Below are 3,723 nucleotides of genomic sequence, written 5' to 3' on the forward strand. Positions count from 1 at the left end.
GCACGGTACTTACCGTGACCGGGCGTGACTACTATTTCCTGACCCGTGATGAATACTCCCGTCACGCGGATGCGAATCTGGACAAACTGCCCTTCCTGCTCGAGCCGGTAGGGCGCAATACCGCACCTGCCGTTGTCCTCGCTGCATTGCATGCGCTGGAGCAGTGTTCACCGGATGCGACCTTGCTGATCCTGCCTGCTGATCATCTGATCGCGGATCTCGACGGGTTTGCCGCCGATGTGCAGCGTGCGGTCAGGCTCGCGGCCGAGGGCTGGCTGGTCACCTTCGGCATTCAGCCCAGTGCGCCCGAAACCGGGTTCGGCTACATCCGCATGGGTGCCGATGTGCCCGATTGCGAAGGGCGCGAAGTCGAGGCATTTGTTGAAAAGCCCGACAGGGAAACAGCAGAGTCCTACCTGGCGTCCGGCAACTACACCTGGAATTCCGGCATGTTCTGTTTCCGCGCCGATGCCTTGATTGCGGCAGCGGAAAAGACCTGCCCCGACGTGCTGGCTGCGGCACGCGCCTGCCACGCCAGCGAAAGTGGCCAGACGAGCCCGGTCGAATTCGAGCGTGAAGCATTCCTTGCGCAGCCCGATATTTCGATTGACTACGCAATCATGGAGCGTGCAGAGCGCGTTGCCGTTGTGCCCGCACGATTCGACTGGAGCGACATCGGTTCCTGGAAGGCAATCAGCAACCTCGGCGAGCAAACCGACGCGGCCGGCAATCGCGTGCAAGGCGAAGCCATCGTCGTGGAAAGCGAGAACTGCTACATCCAGGCCGGCACGCGCATGGTCGCGGCGGTCGGTGTCAGCAATCTCGTCATCGTTGATACCGGGGATGCAGTCCTGGTCGCCGATCGCGATCGCTCGCAACAGGTCAAGGTCGTGGTCGAGCAACTGCGCGCGAGCAACCACCAGGCTGCCAGCGTCCACAGCACCGTGCATCGTCCCTGGGGAAGCTACACGATTCTCGAGGATCGTGACGACTGCAAGGTCAAGCGCCTGACCGTGAAGCCCGGGCATGTCCTGTCGTTGCAATTGCACAACCGCCGCAGCGAGCACTGGACCGTTGTGGATGGCACGGCCAAGGTGCGCATCGGTGAACGCGAGTTCATGCTGCAGGCCAATGAATCGGCCTATATACCGATGAACACCGTGCACAGGCTGGAAAACCCGACCGCCCAGGACATCCACCTGATTGAAGTCCAGTGCGGAGACTACTTCGGTGAGGATGACATCGTGCGCCTGGAAGACCGCTACGGACGGGTGCCGCGCTAGGGCAAAACCAGCCAGCTGCCCGAACGTCATGCCATCCAGAAGGCATGCCAGCCTTTCTGTGAGCCGCAGTAAAGGCTGATGGTCCTCGAGTGCAAATGCGCGGTTGGCAGGCCTCCTGAACGCCACGTGCTCCCTTGGGACACGGTCGGTCAGGCGAAACCTGCCTGCACGCTGCTCCTTGTTGCACTGCCCGGAAGCGCCTGCATGCACGCATGCAGGCGTTGGAACCCGTTCTTGCGCATCCTGCGCTGGCGGCATTGCCTCGCTCCAGTACAGCAGGATGCAGGAGCCGTTGCCGAGATGGCCAGTCCACTGGCGCCAAAGCGCCGCGACCTGCATGCAGACAGGCGTCGTGACAAGTGCGCCACTTGTTCAGTCCTGCCCACTGTTTGAATTTATCTTTCGCTATGCAATAGTCCACATTCCAGCAACCGACAGGGAACCGTTGCCATGACGCTTCGCCTCTTCGCCCTTGTTTCCTTCTTGATCATTCCTCTCTGTGCACAGGGGGCCGAAGCCATACCGCTGTCGGACTTTGCGCGCCACCTCAAGTTCAAGGATGTGAAGATATCGCCGGATGGCACCCACCTTGCGATCAACGCGATCGTCGACGGCGACAGCGTGCTCTCCATCGTCAACATCGCGGACAACCAGGGGTTCTCGATCGCCCCTCGCGAAGAGGACGTGGTTGTCGACTACTGGTGGGTGTCGGACAAGCGGGTCCTGTATACGTTGGGGACCAAGGTTGGCCAGCTCGAACAGCCTGTATCCACGGGTGAGCTGTTCGCCGTGAACGCAGATGGCAAGGGTCGTGACATCCTGTTCGGCTACCGCGCCAATCGCGATCCCGCGGGCTCCACTGGCAGCCTGATCCAGAAGAAGCAGAGCGAAAACGCCAGCGCCTCGATGCTTGACGATCTTCGTGATGAGGATGACGACGCCATCATCGCCGTGCGGCGCTGGAACTGGAGTCATGTCAAATCTGCGGGTGGCGAGCTGCTACACCCCGAAGTACGCAAGATCGACGTGCGCAGCGGCAAGAATCGTACGCTAACCGTCTCGCCGCTCATCTACGCGGACTTCCTGACCGACAATGAAGGCGTGGCACGATTCACCTTTGGCACGGACACCGATCAGAGCTACAAGGTGTACTACCGTCAGGGTGATGGCAAGGATTGGGAGCTGGTCATCGATGAGGCAAAGGATGGGGTTCGCGTCTACCCGGTAGCCTTCAATCGCGCCGGCGATGGCGTCTACTTCTTTTGTGGCGGGGACAAGGGTGTGGGTGGCCTGTGCCTGTGGAACGTGGCGAACCACTCGTTCAAGACTCTCTGGAGTGGAAGCGAAGCTTCGCCTATCAGCTACTCGAAGACTTTCGACGGCAAGGACATCTACGCGATTCGCTCGATGCCGGGCCGGACCGCAGTCACCCTCGTCGACCGCGAAGCGGCTGAAAGCAAATTGCTGGCCGAGATGATGGGCGTCTTTCCTGGTGAGGAAGTGGAATTTACTTCGAACAGCAAAGATGGCAAGAAGATCATTGTTTCCGTCGAAGGTGACAAGAATCCGGGCACGTACTATCTCTACGATGTGGATACGAAAAAGCTGAGTTTGCTGCTTTCGCAGGCGCCGTGGCTCGAGAACAAGCCGCTCGCCTCCATGGAGCCGTTCAGTTTCAAGTCTCGCGATGGATTGTTGCTGCACGGCTATCTGAGCAAGCCGCCGGGCAAGGAAGACGCCAGGGACCTGCCGATGGTTGTCTATCTGCACGGCGGCCCGTACGAAGTTCGTGACACCTGGCGCTACAACCGGAAGGTGCAGGCACTCACGAGTCGCGGCTACGCAGTCCTGCAGGTCAATTTTCGCGGCTCGGGCGGATATGGATACGACTTCGTCAAGGCGGGTTACGGCGAGTGGGGTGCCAAGATGCAGGACGACGTGACCGATGCGACAAAATGGGCGATCAAGCAAGGCGTGGCTGATCCGAAACGGATTTGTACCTTGGGTACCAGCTATGGTGGGTACTCGGCCTTGCAGGCTGTCGTGCGCGAACCGGATCTCTACCAATGCGCGATTGGTGATGCCGGCGTCTACGATCTCAATCTCATGAGGACACGCGGCGACATTCCTCAATCCCTGTATGGGGAGGCCTATCTGGAAAAGGTTCTTGGCAAGGATTCCAGTGTGCTGGCCCAGCGTTCGCCGGCCAGCCAGGCTGCCACGATCAAGGCCAACGTCATGCTGATCTCCGGTGGTGAGGACAAGCGCGTGCCGCCGGTGCATAGCGAGGCCATGCGCAATGCCCTGACCAAAAACGGGGCAGAAGTGGTCTGGCTGTATCAGCCATCCGAAGGCCACGGCTACTACAAGGAAGAGAACGTCACCGATATGTATGAGAAAATCATCGCCTTCCTTGATCAGAATATAGGCCCCGGCAAGC

At 59.7% G+C, this 3,723-nt stretch carries 2 protein-coding genes; both read left to right on the forward strand.

Features of this window, described 5'->3' with window-relative positions; all coding sequences use genetic code 11:
- Positions 1-1,283, forward strand: a 1,283-nt coding sequence (locus WBP53_RS10525) for a mannose-1-phosphate guanylyltransferase/mannose-6-phosphate isomerase (RefSeq protein WP_423928673.1), incomplete at its 5' end; no start/stop codon positions are given.
- 450 nt (positions 1,284-1,733) lie between these two features.
- Positions 1,734-3,723 (forward strand): alpha/beta hydrolase family protein (locus tag WBP53_RS10530; protein ID WP_423928675.1); only part of this gene is annotated, 1,990 nt, incomplete at its 3' end.

Origin of the sequence: Dokdonella sp., from assembly GCF_049593775.1 — a bacterium.
In the GTDB taxonomy this organism is placed as follows: domain Bacteria; phylum Pseudomonadota; class Gammaproteobacteria; order Xanthomonadales; family Rhodanobacteraceae; genus Dokdonella.